General features: G+C 28.5%; 17 protein-coding genes. 16 read left to right on the plus strand and 1 reads right to left on the minus strand.

Going from position 1 to position 15974, the window contains the following annotated elements; translation table 11 throughout:
- Positions 1 to 88: 88 nt before the first annotated feature.
- From BLS77_RS09620 to hisE, 12 genes are all read left to right on the plus strand, one after another.
- Positions 89 to 1927 (plus strand): glycosyltransferase, encoded by a 1839-nt coding sequence (locus tag BLS77_RS09620; RefSeq protein WP_089968796.1) that lies wholly within the window; start codon positions 89 to 91, stop codon positions 1925 to 1927.
- Positions 1928 to 1939: 12 nt separating this feature from the next.
- Positions 1940 to 2995: a polysaccharide pyruvyl transferase family protein gene (locus BLS77_RS09625; RefSeq protein ID WP_089968799.1), complete on the plus strand. Its 1056-nt coding sequence runs from the start codon at positions 1940 to 1942 to the stop codon at positions 2993 to 2995.
- A 316-nt stretch (positions 2996 to 3311) separates the two neighbouring features.
- Complete coding sequence (gene hisZ / locus BLS77_RS09630; protein ID WP_089968802.1) at positions 3312 to 4457, plus strand: ATP phosphoribosyltransferase regulatory subunit; 1146 nt, start codon at positions 3312 to 3314, stop codon at positions 4455 to 4457.
- Positions 4447 to 5070, plus strand: a complete 624-nt coding sequence (gene hisG / locus BLS77_RS09635; RefSeq protein ID WP_089968805.1) for an ATP phosphoribosyltransferase — start codon at positions 4447 to 4449, stop codon at positions 5068 to 5070. The genes hisZ and hisG overlap by 11 nt, the downstream gene beginning before the upstream one ends.
- Positions 5071 to 5159: 89 nt before the next feature.
- Complete coding sequence (hisD, locus tag BLS77_RS09640) at positions 5160 to 6446, plus strand: histidinol dehydrogenase (protein WP_089968808.1); 1287 nt, start codon at positions 5160 to 5162, stop codon at positions 6444 to 6446.
- Positions 6447 to 7502 carry a histidinol-phosphate transaminase gene (gene hisC, locus BLS77_RS09645; protein WP_089968811.1) on the plus strand — a complete coding sequence of 352 codons (1056 nt, stop codon included), beginning with the start codon at positions 6447 to 6449 and terminating at the stop codon, positions 7500 to 7502. It begins immediately after the preceding gene.
- Positions 7499 to 8086: an imidazoleglycerol-phosphate dehydratase HisB gene (gene hisB, locus BLS77_RS09650; protein WP_089968813.1), complete on the plus strand. Its 588-nt coding sequence runs from the start codon at positions 7499 to 7501 to the stop codon at positions 8084 to 8086. Before hisC ends, hisB begins: the two co-directional genes overlap by 4 nt.
- A gap of 94 nt (positions 8087 to 8180) precedes the next feature.
- Positions 8181 to 8795 (plus strand): imidazole glycerol phosphate synthase subunit HisH, encoded by a 615-nt coding sequence (hisH, locus tag BLS77_RS09655; RefSeq protein WP_089968816.1) that lies wholly within the window; start codon positions 8181 to 8183, stop codon positions 8793 to 8795.
- Positions 8792 to 9511 carry a 1-(5-phosphoribosyl)-5-[(5-phosphoribosylamino)methylideneamino]imidazole-4-carboxamide isomerase gene (gene hisA / locus BLS77_RS09660; RefSeq protein WP_089968818.1) on the plus strand — a complete coding sequence of 240 codons (720 nt, stop codon included), beginning with the start codon at positions 8792 to 8794 and terminating at the stop codon, positions 9509 to 9511. Before hisH ends, hisA begins: the two co-directional genes overlap by 4 nt.
- Positions 9512 to 9519: 8 nt before the next feature.
- Positions 9520 to 10281 carry an imidazole glycerol phosphate synthase subunit HisF gene (gene hisF / locus BLS77_RS09665; protein WP_089968821.1) on the plus strand — a complete coding sequence of 254 codons (762 nt, stop codon included), beginning with the start codon at positions 9520 to 9522 and terminating at the stop codon, positions 10279 to 10281.
- Between the two features lie 155 nt (positions 10282 to 10436).
- A complete protein-coding gene (gene hisI / locus BLS77_RS09670) occupies positions 10437 to 10775 on the plus strand; it encodes a phosphoribosyl-AMP cyclohydrolase (RefSeq protein WP_089968823.1) in 339 nt (112 codons plus the stop codon).
- Positions 10776 to 10820: 45 nt separating this feature from the next.
- Positions 10821 to 11147, plus strand: coding sequence for a phosphoribosyl-ATP diphosphatase (gene hisE / locus BLS77_RS09675; RefSeq protein WP_089968826.1), 327 nt, complete (start codon positions 10821 to 10823; stop codon positions 11145 to 11147).
- Positions 11148 to 11252: 105 nt separating this feature from the next.
- Here hisE and BLS77_RS09680 read toward each other — a convergent pair whose 3' ends face one another.
- Positions 11253 to 12020, minus strand: a complete 768-nt coding sequence (locus BLS77_RS09680; RefSeq protein WP_089968829.1) for a histidinol phosphate phosphatase — start codon at positions 12018 to 12020, stop codon at positions 11253 to 11255.
- Between the two features lie 150 nt (positions 12021 to 12170).
- Here BLS77_RS09680 and BLS77_RS09685 point away from each other — a divergent pair, with 150 nt between their 5' ends.
- The 4 genes from BLS77_RS09685 (at position 12171) to BLS77_RS09700 (ending at position 15913) form a co-directional block, all read left to right on the plus strand.
- A complete protein-coding gene (locus BLS77_RS09685) occupies positions 12171 to 12512 on the plus strand; it encodes a hypothetical protein (protein WP_089968832.1) in 342 nt (113 codons plus the stop codon).
- A 46-nt stretch (positions 12513 to 12558) separates the two neighbouring features.
- Positions 12559 to 13809: a TcaA 3rd/4th domain-containing protein gene (locus tag BLS77_RS09690; RefSeq protein WP_089968835.1), complete on the plus strand. Its 1251-nt coding sequence runs from the start codon at positions 12559 to 12561 to the stop codon at positions 13807 to 13809.
- A gap of 15 nt (positions 13810 to 13824) precedes the next feature.
- Entirely contained in the window at positions 13825 to 15198 is a 1374-nt protein-coding gene (locus BLS77_RS09695; RefSeq protein WP_089968837.1) for a murein hydrolase activator EnvC family protein, read from the plus strand.
- A gap of 526 nt (positions 15199 to 15724) precedes the next feature.
- Positions 15725 to 15913 carry a hypothetical protein gene (locus BLS77_RS09700; protein WP_089968838.1) on the plus strand — a complete coding sequence of 63 codons (189 nt, stop codon included), beginning with the start codon at positions 15725 to 15727 and terminating at the stop codon, positions 15911 to 15913.
- Positions 15914 to 15974: the final 61 nt, after the last annotated feature.

Below are 15974 nucleotides of genomic sequence, written 5' to 3' on the forward strand. Positions count from 1 at the left end.
TAAAGAATAGTGCTATAAGAATATAACAAAATTCTTTATTTATCATAGTATATAATAGCTGGAATATAAAACGGGAGGAAAAAATAGTATGGAAAAACTAAGAGAAATAGAATTAGTTAGTATAGTTGTATCAAATTATAATAACGAAAAATATATTGAGGAGTGTTTAGATTCATTAGTAAATCAGACTTATAAAAATATTGAAATAATTATAGTTGATGATGCATCTACAGATAATAGTGTAGACGTGATAAATAATTGGATTAAAAAAGTAAGTGTGGATTTAGATAAAGAAAATAGAATAGTTTTTTTGAAGTTGCCAAGGAATGTTGGATTTTCAGGAGCAGTTACGGCAGGGTTATATTTAACAACTGGCGAATATATAGCCATGCAAGATGGTGATGATTGCTCTAATGAAATGAGAATAGAAAAACAAATTAAGTATTTAAAAGAGAATAAGGATATTAAAGTTGTAGGAACAAATTATGCAACATTTACAGATAAGAGAGAAAAGCCTAAGCTATTACCTAATTTTGTTGAGTATGGTGTTGAGAAAATCAGAGAAATATATTCTAAAGGTGGTAATGCTATATCCTACGGAACACTTTTATTTGAAGGTAATATTTTTGATGCTGTAGGAGGACTAACAAAGAAGATAGATGGCGCGGAGGATTATGACTATATAACAAAGTTATTAAGTTATGGAGCCGATAATATAAACGAGGGACTATATTACTATAGAATTCATACAGCTCAAAGATCTAGAGAGTTCTATGGATTAGCATCCAAAAAGAGATATAAAATTGATAGGGAGAATCTAAGAGTAATGTTAGTCTTAGATAGGTTTAATGTGGGTGGCACAGAAACGCATGTACTAACTTTAGCTAAGGAATTGTTAAAACAAGGAATAGCAGTTACTATTTTAGGAGCAGATGGACCCTTAGGGCCTGAATTTAAAAAGTTAAAATGCAAGATATATAATATGGAATTTCCACTTATAGTAGCAAGAGATAAATTTACTATTGATGTATTTAAAGAGCAGATAAGAAGAGTAATTGAAGCTGAGGATATTAATATAATACACGGACATCAGTCTCCTTCAGGAAGTCTTGCTTTAGAGGCTGGTAGGGAATTTAATATCCCATATATATTTACTATACATGGCAAGTATTATCACGATATATTGAATGATAAGCTACCACGATGTAATTCGATAATTAGTGTAAGTCATCCAGTATATCAATGGTTATTAGAGGCTGGAATTCAATCTAAAGTAGTCCCAAATGGTGTTATTTATAATGACTTTAATGAAGGTAGTAAAGATAATTATATAAGAGAAAAATATGGAATACCAAAGGATGCTATGGTTGCAATGTATTGTAGTAGACTTGCATGGGGGAAAGTTAAAACGTGTGAAAATTTAATAAGAGTTTGTAGAGATTTAAAGAGACGGGAAAATATAGAAATGCATGCGCTGATTGTTGGAGATGGACCAGGATATGAGGAGCTTAATAGAGTTGGAAATAGAGCTAACAACTTAATTGGAGAAGACCTTATTCATTTTGCGGGTAATCAGCTAAATTTGGTAGATTTTTATGCTACAAGTGATTGTGTGGTTGGAACAGGAAGGGTTGCAATAGAGGGTTTAGCGGCTAAAAAAATTGTTATTGCCACAGGAAATGATGGATATTTTGGTTTAATAAATGAAGATAACTTTTATGATTCATGGAAGCTATATTTTGGAGATCATGGATCGAATATAGTTAATAATGCAATGTATCTATATAATGATTTAAGAAAGTTCTATTTAGAACAAAAAACTTTGGATTTAGGTATTGAAAAAATATATATAAAAAGTAAATATATATTTGATATACCTGTTATTGCTAATGAAATTATAGATATATATTTAGATTCATTTAATTAGGGGGAAGTAGTTATGAAAGTATTGTATCTTGGTTGGGTTGGGGCAAATAATATTGGTGACGAATTGATGTTTAATAATTTTAAAAAAGTAATAAAGAATAAATATGGAGATAAATGTAGAGTTACTCCATTGTTTTGTCCGGAAACTTATAATGATTTTGATGAATATGATTTAGTATGCCTTGGTGGAGGATCTATTCTATTAGAGGGATTTATAGCTGTGTTGTATAGAGCATTAGAGCAGGGAAAAAGAGTAATGGTATGGGGATCGGGTTATGATGATTTATTGGGAAATGAGTTTATAACAAGACTAGAAGATTTATATATTTCTCCATATGTATATTCTGATTCAACAGAGGAAAAATTAAACGAAATAGCAAAAAAAGCAGATTTTTTTGGTGTAAGGGGTCCGTTAACTTATAAAATATTAGAAAAGTCAAATGTGGATATGACAAATATTGTTATATCGGGAGATCCAGGGTTTTTACTAGAAAGTGCAAATATTAATGAAATAGGAACGAATATTGATTTTACAAAGAGTGATAAAGTTGTAGGTATTAATATGGGGACTTCTTATAATAGGATTTATGGTGGTAGAGAAGATTTGGTGGAAGTGGAACTTATAAAAGCTTGTAATAAGCTTTTAAAGACTGGGTATAAGTTGTATATCTATGCTATGTGGCCAACTGATTTAAATTTAGTATTAGATTTGTATAAGAAGTTACCAAAATCAGAAAATGTTATATTAGATATATTTATTCATACTGGGGAGGAATTAGTTAGTATAATGAAAAACTGTGTCTTTACAATAAACTTTAAATTACATGGTAATGTAGCTTCAGCTGTAGCAAAAGTACCATTTATATGTTTAGGATATAGATTAAAAGCATATGACCTTGTTAAATCTATTGAATGTGAAGAATTAAATATACCTACAGATTCAGAGAATATATATGAAGAAATTGAAAAATGTATTTTACGTATAGAAAAGAATAAAGACGAAATAATTAGTAAAATAGATAAAAATATTACAAGGTATAAAGATATTCTTACTAATTGCTTTAAATAATGTATCTAATATAGGGATATACTAGTTTAAGTATATGGTTGAATCTATAATGTGATATTTTAATAGTAAAAAATAAAAATTATGATGGATATATATGAATTTTTATAATGACTAAGATAATATGCTAATTACAATTAATTATAGTGAATATGGTGTAATTATGTTCAAATAATAGAAAACCACGCATTATTTTGTGCATGGTCTTTTATTATATATATTTAAATTATAAAGTATTGACAATAAACATGTGGTGTAATATTATAAGAACACATCACTTTAGTGTATTAAAGTGATAAAATGTGAAGGAGGTTTGGATATGCAAGAAAATATAATACCAGAAGGAACAAGGGATTTACTTGGTGATGAATGTAGTGTACGAGAAGAATTAATTAAAAACGTTAAAAGCGTATTTACCAAATGGGGATATGATGAAGTAATAACACCTACAGTTGAATATTACAATACATTTCATTATAAAACACAAAGCTTAAAAGAAGAGGAAATGTATAAGTTTTTTGATAGTAAAGGAAGAATTTTAGTTTTAAGACCAGATATGACAGTTCCAATAGCTAGAGTTGTTGCAACAAAGTTAAAAGATCATAAGACCCCAATTAGGTTAAGGTATGAATCGAATGTTTATAGAGTTAATGAAAGCTTAGGTGGAAAAAGAAATGAATATACAGATTGTGGAGTTGAACTTATAGGGTTAGATAGTAATAGTTCTGATTTAGAAATACTAATAACGGCTCTTGAAGTTCTAAAAGTTGCAAATGTAGAAGAATATAAATTAGAAATTGGAGATATAAATTTCTTTAATTCAGCAATAAATACTTTAGGAGTAAAAGAAGAAGAGAAAATAAGATTAGCTGAATTAATAGAAAAGAAAAGCTTAAAAGCATTAGAGGATTTTCTAGAACAATTAGATATTGAAGAAGATAAAAAACAATTTTTCAAAAGGCTTCCTTGGTTGTTTGGAGGAAAATCAATTTTAGAAGAGTGTAAGAGTCTTACATTTAATGAGGGAATGAATGCAAGTTTAAAATATTTAGAAGATTCATATAATAAGTTAGAGAGGTTAGGATTTGGAGGTTTTATAACATTAGATTTAGGAATGGTACCAAGACTTGACTATTATACAGGTATTATTTTTAGAGGTTATGTGCAAGGTGTTGGGAATACAGTGCTTAGTGGCGGTAGGTATGATAATTTAATCAAAGTATTTGGAAGAGATGAGAAGGCTATTGGTTTTTCAATTAATATAGATTGCTTAATACAACTAGTAAAACATGAATCTGTTTCACATGAAAACAAATTTGCAATAACTTTCAATAAAGATAATGAGACTTTAGCAATGACTAAGGCACTAGAAATAATAGAAAATGGTGGAATGGTAAAAATGTTTCCAAGTGAAGAAGTAAATAAAGTTATAGTTGCAGGTAAGGGGGAGAAAAATGGGAATTAGTATTGCATTAACTAAGGGGCGTTTAGAAGAAGAAACAGTAAAAATATTAGATAAAGCAAATTTTGGAACATCAGAGCTTAAAAATAAGGGGCGAAAGTTAGTTTTTAAGGATGATAAGGAAGATATAAGATATTTTTTAGTTAAGGCAGCAGATTCTATAACTTATGTTGAACATGGAGTAGCTGACATTGGAGTTGTAGGAAAAGATACTTTACTTGAAAGTAATCATAGTTGTTATGAAGTTATGGATTTAGGCCTTGGAAAGTGTAAATTCATAGTAGCATCATTACCAGGTAGAGATTTATTTAATTCTATAGGTCATATAAAAATAGGAAGTAAATATCCAACAGTAACTAAGGAGTTTTTCAAGAAAAAAGGAATGGATGTAGAAATTATTAAAATAGAAGGATCAGTTGAACTTGCACCAATACTTGGGCTTTGTGATGGAATTGTAGACATTATGGAAACAGGAACAACACTTAAAGAAAATGGCTTAGTTGTTCTTGAGGATATTTGTGAAATAAGCGCAAGATTAATTGTTAATAAGGCTAGTTTTAAATTAAAGCAAAAAGAAATTAACTGTTTTTTAAGTAGAATAAAAGAGCACATATAATAAATAATATTAGGGCAAAATAGCAATTAGAAATATAAGTGATTTTAAAAGTTAGTAGGTATAAGCAATAAATAAAGGGGTGGGGCTAAATGCTTAGATTAATGGAGTTAACAGAAAAAAACAAAACAGCATTAATAAAAGAATTAAAGGAAAGAGAAAAAGACGACGATTTAGAAGTTGTAGCAAAAGTTTCAAATATACTTAGTAAAGTTAAAAAGCTTGGGGATAAGGCTTTATTATCATTTACTAAAGAATTTGATGGGGTAGATTTAAAAGAATTAGAGGTTAAAAGTGAAGAATTAGATAATGCTTTTAAATTAGTAGAAAAAGAATTTATTAATGCCTTACAAGAGGCAGCCTTAAATATAAAAGAGTATCATGAAAATCAAAAAAATAGAGGATATATTTTAAATAAGGAAGATGGAGTTTATATGGGCCAAAGAGTCATTCCTTTAGAAAAGGTAGGGATATATGTTCCAGGAGGAACTGCGGCCTATCCCTCTTCAGTTTTAATGAATGTTATTCCAGCTAAAGTTGCTGGAGTAAAAGAAATAATAATGGTTACTCCACCAAGTAAAGATGGCGGAATAAACCCATATATTGCAGTAGCTGCTAAAATTTCAGGAATAGATAAGATATATAAAGTTGGAGGAGCACAAGCAGTTGGAGCATTAGCTTATGGAACAGAAACTATTCCTAAAGTAGATAAAATAGTTGGACCTGGAAATATGTTTGTAGCAATTGCTAAAAGATTAGTCTTTGGAAAAGTTGATATAGATATGATTGCAGGGCCAAGTGAAATATTAGTTATTGGTGATAAAAATGCCAATCCTAAATATATTGCAGCTGATTTAATGTCACAGGCAGAACATGATAAGTTAGCTTCTTCTATTTTAGTAACAACATCAATGGAGTTATATAAAAATGTAGAGAAGGAACTTGAAAAGCAAGTTGAAGAGCTAGAAAGAAAGGAAATAATAAAAGAATCTCTTAAGAATTTTGGAATAGCAATAGTATGCGATAACTTAAAGGAATGTATTGAAATATCAAATATATTAGCACCAGAACATTTAGAAATAATGACAGAGAATCCTATGGAGTTATTAGGAGAAGTTAAAAATGCTGGTTCAGTATTTTTAGGACATTATTCACCCGAACCAGTTGGGGATTATTTTGGGGGAACAAATCACGTGCTTCCAACTAACGGAACAGCAAGGTTTTTTTCGCCATTATCAGTAGATAGCTTTATAAAAAAATCTTCATATCTTTATTATTCAGAAGAAGCCCTTAAAAAACATGGTGAAAAGATAATTTTGTTAGCCCAAAAAGAAGGGTTAACAGCACATGCAAATTCTGTGAAAGTGAGGTTGAATTAAATGAAAGAAGTTAACTTGTATGATAATGGAGTAGATGAAAAAGGAATAAGATTAAATGGAAATGAAAGCTATATAGCACTTGATGAAAAAAATCTATTTAAAATAATAACATTAATGAAGAATGTTGAATTAAATAGGTATCCAGATACTGAAGGATTAAAGGTAAGAGCCTGTTATGCAAAATATGCAAAAGTAAAGGCAGAAAATATAATAATGGGAAATGGCTCAGATGAAATGTTATCACTAGTTATAGGCTCAACTATTGGAAAAGGTAAAAGAATTTTAACCCTAGATCCAGATTTCTCTATGTATGATTTTTATGCGACCTTAAATGATGGAGAAATAATTAAATATAAGGTAAATGAAGATGGTAGTTTTGATATACAAGATTTCATTATGTTTGGAATTGAAAGTAATGTTGATTTAATAATGTTTTCGAATCCAAATAATCCAACTGGTTTCGCTTTGCCTAATGAAGCTATTATAGAGCTATTAAAAGCTTTCAAAGATACAAAAGTAGTTATTGATGAAGCTTATTATGAATTTAATAAAGAAAGTATAGTTGAATATATAAATGAATATAAGAATTTGTTAGTTACAAGAACACTATCAAAGGCATGGGGTCTTGCGGCTATTAGAATTGGGTTTTTAATTGGAAATGAGGAGCTTATAAAAAAATTAAGAGATTACAAAGTTCCTTATAATGTGAATTCGCTTTCTCAAGTTGTAGCTGAAAATATGCTAGGAAATACGGAGAGAGTAATATTAGATTCAAATGTAATAATAGAGGAAAGAGAAAAGCTATTTTCAAATCTTAAAGAATTACAAAAAGAAAGTTCTTTAGAAATAAAGTTTTATAAATCATCTGCTAACTATATTTTTGGAAGAACTAATTATAAGGATGTATTAATTAAAGCTTTAAATAACAAAGGAATAGTTATAAGAAATTTTAGTGATGATTCATTTAGAATAACAGTTGGTTCAGAATTCGAAAATAATAAAGTAGTAGAGACTATTAGAAAAGCCTTTGTTTATAATGGAGGGAAAATGTTATGAATAGAATTAGTAAAATCGAAAGAATAACAAATGAGACAAGTATTAAATTAAAAATTAATTTAGATGGAGAAGGAAATAGCAGCATAGATACAGGTGTTGGTTTTTTTGATCATATGCTAACACTGTTATCTTTCCATAGTGGAATAGATATTGATTTAGATGTTAGGGGTGATATTGAAGTTTGTGATCATCACCTAGTTGAAGATGTAGGAATTGCTCTTGGAAAATGTGTTAATGAAGCTTTAGGAAATAAAATTGGTATAAAAAGATATGGAACATTTTATATTCCTATGGATGAAGCGTTAGTAACTGTTTCTTTAGATATAAGTGGAAGAGGATTTTTGCATTTTGAAGGAGAATTTAAAAGAGAATCAATAGGAAATTTTTCAACAGAAATGGTTAAAGAGTTTTTTAGAGCATTTGCTTTTAATGCGGGGATTACACTTCATGGAAGAGTTCTTTATGGTGAAAATGATCATCATAAAATAGAAGGATTATTTAAGGCTTTAGGAAGAGCTTTAAAAGAAGCGATATCAATAGGAGATAGAGCAGACTTATTACCTTCTAGTAAAGGAATGATATAGAAATATGTAGTTAGTTACATAAAAACGTTGATTTTTATGTGGTGTAAACTATAGATTTTTATGGGCTAGTATTTTAGAGTTTAGGAGGGTATTTATGATTGTTATTATAGATTATGGAATGGGAAATTTAAAAAGTGTATATAATGCCTTAAAGGTTTTGGGTTTAGAGTGCAAAATATCATCATCTCCTAATGAAATAAGAGCTGCAAAAGCATTGATTCTTCCAGGCGTAGGAGCTTTTAAAGAGGCTATGGATAACTTATGTGAAAACTCTTTAGATAAAGTTATAAAAGAAGAATGTGCAAAAGGAAAGTTTTTACTAGGTATATGCTTAGGTATGCAAATGCTTTTTAATAAAGGTTATGAACCAGAAGAGACAGAGGGGCTTGGACTTTTACATGGAGATATTGTCAAAATGGAACCTAAGGAAGAAGTGAAAATTCCTCATATGGGATGGAATAGTCTAGATTTTAATAAACAAGATGTAATAACTAGTGGATTAACTGGGGATAGTTTTGTCTACTATGTGCACAGTTTTTATGTTAAAGGATATAAAAATGAAGATTTAGTAGCATCTTCAAGTTATGGTGAATTAATTATACCAGGCATCGTAAGAAGAGGCAATATTATAGGGGCACAATTTCATCCAGAAAAAAGTGGAGATATAGGGCTTGAAATTTTAAAGAACTTTGGGGAGATGATTAAATGATAATTATACCTGCAATAGATATTATAGATGGAAAACCTGTTAGGTTATATCAAGGGGACTATAACAGAAAAGAAATTGTTGCAGAAGATGTTTTAGAACCTGCATTATCTTTTCAAAAACAAGGGGCAGAATTTATTCATTTAGTTGATTTAGATGGAGCCAAAAAAGGAAAATCAGTTAATGGGGAACTTATTATAAAAGTAGCTAATGCTTTAGATATTCCTGTTGAGGTTGGTGGAGGAATAAGAACCTTTGAAACAATAGAGTATCTAATTAACAATGGAATTTCAAGGGTGATACTGGGAACAATAGCGATGGAAGATAGAGAACTAGTTAAAAAGGCTGTTGAAAATTTCGGAGAAAAAATAGCAGTAGGAATAGATTGCAAAAATGGATATGCCTATGGAAGAGGATGGCTAGAAGGTAGTGAAATTTATTATATAGATTTTGCAAAGGACCTTGAAAGATTAGGTGTTAAAAATATAATTGTAACTGATATAAGCAAAGATGGAACATTAGAGGGACCAAATGTAGATATGATTAAAAAGTTAAAGAAGGAAGTAAACATAGATATTACTGTTTCGGGTGGAATTGCTAACATATCAGATATAAAAGAGTTAAGGGATATAAGTGTGTATGGAGCAATAACTGGAAAAGCTATTTATGCAAAGACACTATCTTTAGAAGAGTCTATAAACTTATGTAAGGAAGAGTAGGTGACGGTATGCATACAAAAAGAATAATACCTTGTTTAGATGTTAAGGATGGGAGAGTTGTTAAGGGAATAAATTTTAAAGGTTTAGTAGATATTGGAGATCCAGTTCTACTGGCGGAGTTTTATAATAAGCAAGGTGCAGATGAATTAGTTTTCTTAGATATTACAGCTACTCACGAGGGTAGAGGGACAATGATACAAGTGGTTGAAAGAACTGCAGAAAGAGTCTTCATTCCATTTACAGTTGGAGGGGGAATAGCAAACCTAGAAGATATTAAAGCAATATTAAGAGCTGGAGCGGATAAAGTAAGTTTAAATTCAGCAGCGGTTAGGGATAAAAATATAATAAAAGAGGGATCTTACTATTTTGGAAGTCAATGTATAGTTTTAGCAGTAGATGCTAAAAAACGTAATGATAACACAGGATGGAATGTGGTGATAAATGGTGGAAGAATAGATACTGGCATAGATGCGTTAAAGTGGATAGAAGAGGCAACAAACCTTGGGGCAGGAGAAATTCTATTAACTTCAATGGATGCGGATGGGACTAAAAAAGGATTTGATTTAGAGTTAACTAAAACAGTAAGCAATGCTACAAATGTGCCAGTAATAGCATCAGGTGGATGTGGGAACTTAGAACATTTCTATGATGTGTTTAAAGATGGAAAAGCTGATGCAGCGCTTGCAGCATCTTTATTTCACTATGGAGAATTAACAGTAGATGAAGTTAAGAGATTCTTAAATACAAAAAATATTCCAATGAGATTTTAATACGGTTAATTCAATAAGTAAGGATCAAAATAGATTAGCGTATTGACTAGTTATTTCTTTGAAGAGGTCTAAGGTAAGTAAATATTCCTTATATGTAATTAGTGCAACTGCATATAAGGAAAATTAAAAATATAGTTAGTAGAAGGAGAATTATTTTGGGGAATATTTTAGAGAATGTTAATATAATAGACTTTAATAAGGGGAAAGGGTTAGTTCCAGCAATAGTTCAACATTATATAAGTAAGGAAGTTTTAATGCTTGCGTATATGTCTAAGGAAAGTTTAATTAAAACTTTTGAAACGGGAACTACCTGGTTTTATAGTAGAAGTAGAAATGAGTTATGGAATAAGGGAGCAACTTCAGGAAATATTCAAATAGTTAAGGAAATAAGAATAGATTGTGATGAAGATACATTATTAATTTTAGTAGATTCTAAAGGAGTAGCTTGTCACACTGGGGCAAGAAGTTGTTTTTATAGAGAGTTAAACATATGAAATAAAATAAAAGTTTAGGGCGCATTATAAAAGGGGGAAAATTATATGGAAAACATAATGAAGGATTTATATGATGTTATATTAGGAAGAAAGAACTCAAAAGAGGAAGGTTCATACACCTCTTATTTGTTTGCAAAGGGAATAGATAAAATATTAAAGAAAATTGGGGAAGAATCAACGGAGGTTATTATAAGCGCAAAGGGAACTGATAAGGAAGAGCAAATAAATGAGATATGTGACTTGAGTTATCACTTGTTAGTTATGATGGCAGAGCTTGGCATATCTGTTGATGAAGTAGAGGCTCAGTTAATAAAGAGAAAAGAAAAAATAAATAATTTTAAAGGTGAAAGAAAAGAAATAGAGAAAGTGTAAGGGATCTGAAGAAAATACACTAACATATTTACTAGTTATTTTAAAAAAATGTCTAAATAAAAGCTGAATTTAGCAATAATGCTAAATTTAGCTTTTTTTAATTTGTTAAAAATACTGAGGAGACCTTTCTTTAAAATAAATTCCTTTAAGACCTATTTTAGAAATCATTTCCTGAGCTAGGGTAAAGTTTCTAAAAATATCCGATGATTTATGTGCATCAGAACCTAGTGTTATATGGACACCGCCTAAGTCTTTATAAAGAGTATATATATCAAAAAGTGATTCTTGAGCTTCTTTAGAAGTTAAACGTGCAGTGTTTAACTCTAAGACCTTATCCTTAGAAATTAATGTCTTCATAATTTCAGAAAGAGTATCTTTATAATCAGCTACTAAGATTTCATTATTATCAAAAGGTGCATACCTACAAAGATAATCTATATGACCAAGTGCATCAAAGTTATTATAAAGCTTTGAGCATTCTAACATATCATCTAAGTAGTTTTGAAAAAATTTCTTTTTAGGATAATTAGTATTTATATAGTTATTATAAATATCCATATTATTTACTGAATGAATAGATCCTATAACATAATCAAAATTAAAGTTAGTGGTAATTTCATTATTACCATCATAGATATCTTTGGCTAATCCTATTTCTATACCAAGTAATAAAGAATGGGATTTATATTTTTCATAGGTTGATAAATAACTAGGGATATCACATCTAAACTCATCTAATACTGGATAATTTAAATCTGTATGTTCTGTTAAAATGATACCCATATTATTTTTATTAGAAGTATTAATAGCATCTTCTATAAGCATAATACTATCGGTGGAAAATTTAGAATGCATGTGGCTATCAAAAATCATAAATTACCTCCAATTGAATAAAATTTAATTATTTGTAAATTATATCATAAAGCGATATGTCTTTATATAAAATTTACATTAAAAAACAGTTAAATAACTTGGAAAACTGTGTTAATATATATAAAATTAAGATAAAAAGAGGTAAAAATTATGATGGAATTATTTAAAATTAAAGATTTAGTATTTAAGAGAGAGGAATTTTTAGATAATATAGACGAATTTGGAGATATAATACCAATTATACAAGATTTAAGTAGTGAGTTAACTTATGAAAAAATAGAGTGTACAAGTGTTAATGATTGTTGTGAAAAAACAAGTGAAAATTATATAGTTGAAATACAAGGATTTCTTAATGAAGATGATGAATTTGTAACAAGAGAGGAAATAGAAGCTTTAGGAGTGCAAACTTCAGTAAAACCTCTAGATCTATTTGTTATAAGAATTTATAAGTGTATAGAATGCAATAAATGGATTATAGATATTTTAGAGTAATATAAGTGGACCGTTATTTATTTAAATAGGCTTAAGTGAGGTTGGAATGAAAAAAAATAATGAGATTTTATCTAAGGTTAAGGATTATATTAATAATTTTAAATTAGAGCTTGGGAAAATTAATAAAGAAAGTATAGTTTCTTTTATTAAAGTAAGAAAATATCTAATAACTAGTATATCTATAATAATTATAATTTTACTAATGGTATCAGGTAAGGTTTTTATAACTAGCGAAGATAAACTATTAAATGATTTAGAAATATCTATGAAACAAGGAAACAGTAGCAAAATTTATGGAGACATATTAGTAGCGGATAAAAAGGTAAGTAGAAGTGAATTAGATCCCTTAATTAAATATTATAATTCAGATACTACAAAGATTAATAAAGTATTAAGTGAACTTAAAACTAGTGGAGTAGGTGAAGTATTTACAATTAAAAGTAATAAAAAAGGAATTTGGAAGGATTACTATTTAGAAGTAAATACTGTAGATATAAAGGTTAACTGTAATTTCTCAAATGCAAAAATATTTGTAGATAGCAATGAATTAAATGAAGATAATCGTAGTAGTGGAATAGTTCCTGGATTGTATAAAATAAAAGCAATACTTAAGACCAATTATGGCGATGTTGAAAAAGAAATTGAAGTTTCATTAATTCAAAATGAAGAAGTATCTATAAATTTAGAGGCAGTTGATTTAAATATTACATCTAATTTTAATGATGCAAAGGTTCTTATAAATGATAAGGATATAAATAAAAAAGTTAGTGAAATTGGTGATTATGGACCAATTCCAACTAATGAAAGTATTGATATAGGTATACAAAGGGAATTCCCATGGGGCATTATTAAAAGCGAAAAAATAAAAGTAAATGATTCGCCTAATATAAATATAGATATTAATATGGTAAATGAGGAACTAACTACGCAGATAGAATTAAGCATTAATAAATTTTATGAAAGTGTTTTTAATGCTTTAAATAAAAGAGACTATAGGCTAATAGTTTTAACTAATGAAGAAATCCAAAGAAAAATATATGATGAAATTAATAAAAAAAGTTTAATATTTAAAAATAACTATGAAATAAGTGAATTAGAAACAAAGATAGAAAATAGTGAATTTAAATATGAAGATAATTTATATAAAGCTCAAATAGTTATAAAAATTAATTATTCTATAGATAAAAAAATGTTTTTATTATCTAAAAATAGAGAAGAGAGCATGTTCCTTACTAATATGGAGTTAGTTGGGAATGAATGGGTAATTAAAGAAATTCAAAAATTTGGTTTAGAATAGATTAAGAGGAGAAAAATGAATAAAATAAAAAATAAAATTATAATAGTATTATGTCTTATATTTTTTAGTACAAGCTACGTATCTGTCTTTGCAGAATCGTCAGATGCGATTAAAAATGAAATGGAAGTTAATAAAGAGGCTATGAATGAAATAGATAAAGATAAAAATAAAATAGAAGAAGACAAGGTAACCCAAGGTAGTGAATTAGATAAATTACTTGAGGAAATAGAGAATAAAGGTGCGGAACTTTCAGTAGCAGAAAAAGATGTTGAAGTTTTTCAAGTTAAGATTGATAAATTACAAGAAGATATAAATGTAATTCAAAAATCAATAGATGATGCAGAAGCTGAAATTTTACAAAAGGAAAAATTAATTGACCAAAAAGAAGAAGAGTTAGTAAAAACTCGAGATATATTAGATAAAAGAATTAGAAGTTACTATAAAATGAATATAACATTACAATACATATATATGATAATTAAAAGCGATGGGCTAGGACAACTATTAAGCAATATACAAGCTATATCAAGAGTTATTAATATAGATAAAGAGTTAATGGACAGTATTAAAAAATTCCAAAAAGAATTAGCTGTAGAAAAAGATAATCTTGATAAGAGAGTAGCTAAAGAAAAGAAAGATAAAGAGGATATATCTTATAAACAAAATGAAATTTTTGAAGCTCAAAAAGAATTTGTAGTTATAAAGGATGCTAAGCAAATTCAAATGAATAAATTGTTAGCGCTAGAATCTGAAAAACAAAATTTAATTGCAACTTTAACATCAGAAGAAATTGCGCTACAAGAAAAAATAGGAGATTTAGTATCATATAATGATGATCTTAAGGCAGAGTTAGATAATATATTTAATAGTATTAGTAATAGCAACAACGGGAACAATAGTGGGAGTACTAATGAAAATAGTAATGGAACTAGTAATGAGAGTAACAATAATAGCACCAATAATGAGAGCAACAACAATAGTGGAACAAACAATAATGAGAATACTGGTGAAGGGTTCTTAAGACCTACAGATGGACCTATTACAGATCCTTTTGGTGGAAGAACTAATCCAGTAACTCTTCAACCAGGATTCCATAATGGAGTAGATTTTGGAAATGCATCTAATACACCGATAAAAGCATCCAAAAGTGGAGTTGTAACATATGCAGGCTGGATAAATGGTTATGGAAACAGTGTTATAATTGATCATGGCGGTGGAGTAACAACCTTATATGGACATGCAAATAGATTAGATGTTTCTGTAAATCAAAATGTTACTAGAGGAGAAACTATTGCATTAGTAGGTTCTACTGGCATGAGCACAGGGCCTCACTTGCATTTTGAAATTAGAATTAATGCACAACCTGTAGATCCTATGGGTTACGTTTAATAAAAGTTAAAATAAAAAATAAATTTTTTATTATATTTAGGCAGCTGAAAAAATACTAGAATATTGATTAGTGTATTTCTTAGCTGCCTTAGTTATTTTTATGTAAATAAAGCTACATATGTTTTTTTAGAAGTGAAAAATTTATAATATTGAAAAATTAATACACAACAAAAACCGACAAAAACAAAACCTGTACAATAATTATTGTACAGGTTAAAGGGTTTATATCCATTCGAGAAAGGGAATAAATGGATATAGTGTGGGGTTTTATTATAAATCTACTAATGCAATATTAGTAGAAGGGTATGGGCATATTAAAAGTATAATGAAAAATAGAATTATATTAAAGTTATTTATAACAATATTATATAATAAAAATCAGAAAAATCCAATAGTTTTATAGAATTAAATTAATAAAAGTAATAATTATAACTTTATTGATTTTATTGTGAAATTTGTTGAAAATACTATTGTAAATTAACAAATAAGAAATATAATATGTTAATATAAAAGTGAGGTGATATAGATGATAGAAATAAAAAAAGAGGATATATTAAAAGTATCTCCAGATTATGAGGATTATACGGAAAATGAAGCTAAGTTAACTATAGATGAACTAAAAGAACTTGGGATGGAGCAATCTAAAAAGAGTTGCTGTGGTAAAACTGGCGGATGTTGTTCAACTAGTGGAAAAGGTTGTTGTAAGACACGTTAAAAATAAATACTAAAGAAAAATATGTTTTTTATTTTTAAAAATATAGTATATAATATATTTT

Origin of the sequence: Clostridium gasigenes, assembly GCF_900104115.1 — a bacterium.
GTDB classification, from domain to species: domain Bacteria; phylum Bacillota; class Clostridia; order Clostridiales; family Clostridiaceae; genus Clostridium; species Clostridium gasigenes.

Coding starts and splice junctions, on each gene's coding strand:
- BLS77_RS09620 (WP_089968796.1), top strand. CDS start 89: ATGGAAAAACTAAGAGAAATAGAATTAGTTAGTATAGTTGTATCAAAT.
- BLS77_RS09625 (WP_089968799.1), top strand. CDS start 1,940: ATGAAAGTATTGTATCTTGGTTGGGTTGGGGCAAATAATATTGGTGAC.
- hisZ (WP_089968802.1), top strand. CDS start 3,312: ATGCAAGAAAATATAATACCAGAAGGAACAAGGGATTTACTTGGTGAT.
- hisG (WP_089968805.1), top strand. CDS start 4,447: ATGGGAATTAGTATTGCATTAACTAAGGGGCGTTTAGAAGAAGAAACA.
- hisD (WP_089968808.1), top strand. CDS start 5,160: ATGCTTAGATTAATGGAGTTAACAGAAAAAAACAAAACAGCATTAATA.
- hisC (WP_089968811.1), top strand. CDS start 6,447: ATGAAAGAAGTTAACTTGTATGATAATGGAGTAGATGAAAAAGGAATA.
- hisB (WP_089968813.1), top strand. CDS start 7,499: ATGAATAGAATTAGTAAAATCGAAAGAATAACAAATGAGACAAGTATT.
- hisH (WP_089968816.1), top strand. CDS start 8,181: ATGATTGTTATTATAGATTATGGAATGGGAAATTTAAAAAGTGTATAT.
- hisA (WP_089968818.1), top strand. CDS start 8,792: ATGATAATTATACCTGCAATAGATATTATAGATGGAAAACCTGTTAGG.
- hisF (WP_089968821.1), top strand. CDS start 9,520: ATGCATACAAAAAGAATAATACCTTGTTTAGATGTTAAGGATGGGAGA.
- hisE (WP_089968826.1), top strand. CDS start 10,821: ATGGAAAACATAATGAAGGATTTATATGATGTTATATTAGGAAGAAAG.
- BLS77_RS09680 (WP_089968829.1), bottom strand. CDS start 12,020: ATGATTTTTGATAGCCACATGCATTCTAAATTTTCCACCGATAGTATT.
- BLS77_RS09685 (WP_089968832.1), top strand. CDS start 12,171: ATGATGGAATTATTTAAAATTAAAGATTTAGTATTTAAGAGAGAGGAA.
- BLS77_RS09690 (WP_089968835.1), top strand. CDS start 12,559: ATGAAAAAAAATAATGAGATTTTATCTAAGGTTAAGGATTATATTAAT.
- BLS77_RS09695 (WP_089968837.1), top strand. CDS start 13,825: ATGAATAAAATAAAAAATAAAATTATAATAGTATTATGTCTTATATTT.
- BLS77_RS09700 (WP_089968838.1), top strand. CDS start 15,725: ATGATAGAAATAAAAAAAGAGGATATATTAAAAGTATCTCCAGATTAT.